This is a genomic window from Thalassobellus citreus (assembly GCF_044385915.1).
Taxonomy (GTDB): Bacteria; Bacteroidota; Bacteroidia; order Flavobacteriales; family Flavobacteriaceae; genus Thalassobellus; species Thalassobellus citreus.
In genome coordinates this window covers 1-318 of the sequence record NZ_JBISCC010000018.1, presented here as the reverse complement: position 1 = coordinate 318, position 318 = coordinate 1, and the positions used below count along the sequence as shown (strand labels likewise).

At 36.2% G+C, this 318-nt stretch carries 1 protein-coding gene; it reads left to right on the top strand.

The window, feature by feature from the left end; genetic code table 11:
* Positions 1-318: immunoglobulin-like domain-containing protein (locus ACH5TX_RS00080; RefSeq protein ID WP_439337529.1), on the top strand; the 318-nt coding region annotated here is incomplete at both ends.

Below are 318 nucleotides of genomic sequence, written 5' to 3'. Positions count from 1 at the left end.
TGTTATTGGTGGTGATACTGTTAATTCTAATGTAGCAGGTACTTATATTATTACTTACAATGTTTCTGATGCCGCTGGAAATCCTGCAACGCAAGTTACTAGAACAGTGAATGTGATTGCTGATACAACGGCACCTGTTATTACTCTTACGGGAGCAGCGTCTATCGATATTAATGTTGGTGATACTTATTCTGAATTAGGCGCTACGGCTTCTGATAATAAAGATGGTGATATTTCTGCAAACATTGTTATTGGTGGTGATACTGTTAATTCTAATGTAGCAGGTACTTATATTATTACTTACAATGTTTCTGATGC